We start from the raw sequence: 1169 nt of genomic DNA on the forward strand, positions 1-1169 counted from the left end.
TATTTTTATTAGGTCGAGGAGTCGGATCAGCACCAGATATTAAAGATGAAAAAGCATCTCTTGCATAACTTCCTTCATATACAGTTCCATAATCATTCTCATAGAATCCGCCACCTCCGTCAGATCCTAAAACAGCTCCATAATCTATATTAGTAGCCTTCGTAAAAGATTCTCTTTTACTTGTCTGTCAAGGTGGTCTTTGTACTGGTAAAACGGTTTTCTATAATAAAGCCACTGCATTGCGGTGGCTTCATTTTTATTCATAGAGATAGGTATACCTCCATATTAGTAATACGTTTTTATCTACTAATTTTTTGTACTAACAACAAATGAAGAATCACCAATTATTTTAAAATTTAATTCTTCTCGAAGACTGCCATCAACATTATAAGTACTATGATGTCCAAATTTCAATAAACTTTTTGATACTTCTTTAGGATCAGTATTTTTAGTATATCTATAAGGGCCTTTATACGCATATTTTCCATTATCATACGTAAGAATTTGTGTTCCATAAAAATATTTACCCTTTGAACTATCTATTACAGTATAGTGATTATCAAAATCATAAAAATATATTGTATCTATAAATTGATCTTGTTTAAAATTTAATTTCATCATTAACTTCCCATCTCTCGCATAATCATAAATAGTTGTGATGTCTCCTTTAGTTTTATAAACATATTTCAACTTATTTTCTGGTCCAAATATTTTTATTGTTTTCACTTTTTCATTGCAGCTTAAAAAAAGTATTAAGCATATTATTCCTATTTTTCTCATTTTTTTAACATTTGATGAAGTAAACTGTCAGCTGCATAATTAACTCTTCCATTGTAATAATTATAATCATTATTAACTCTGCGAATTAAAGAATCATATTGTTTTCCTGACATATTATTTACATTAATAATTTTAGTTCCAACTCCAAAACCAGTAATATTATTTTTATTATCTCTATATGGGAATATATCGACTGATTGAACACCATAATAACTAAATGTATCTAATTCTACAGCTACATCATAGGGGGAATAAAATCCATTCCCATTTGGAAGTGAACTCAGAGACATAATATCAATCGCTGTTTGATAATGATCTGGTTTTAAATTTACAGCTTTAAATGCTCTCCCATAACCATTTATAATATACTCAAACATATTATTAAAATC

Annotated in this window: 2 protein-coding genes; both read right to left on the reverse strand. The window is 28.3% G+C overall.

All coding sequences use genetic code 11. The annotated features are described in order from the left end of the window. Positions 1–306 precede the first annotated feature (306 nt). On the reverse strand, positions 307–780 hold the full coding sequence (locus M030_RS0114325; RefSeq protein ID WP_027374128.1) for a hypothetical protein: 474 nt from the start codon (positions 778–780) through the stop codon (positions 307–309). Next, a partial coding sequence (locus M030_RS24215) for a hypothetical protein (RefSeq protein WP_228375250.1) occupies positions 777–1169 on the reverse strand: 393 nt, incomplete at its 5' end. The genes M030_RS0114325 and M030_RS24215, both read right to left, overlap by 4 nt.

Origin of the sequence: Chryseobacterium sp. UNC8MFCol, from assembly GCF_000482305.1 — a bacterium.
Classification (GTDB): domain Bacteria; phylum Bacteroidota; class Bacteroidia; order Flavobacteriales; family Weeksellaceae; genus Chryseobacterium; species Chryseobacterium indologenes.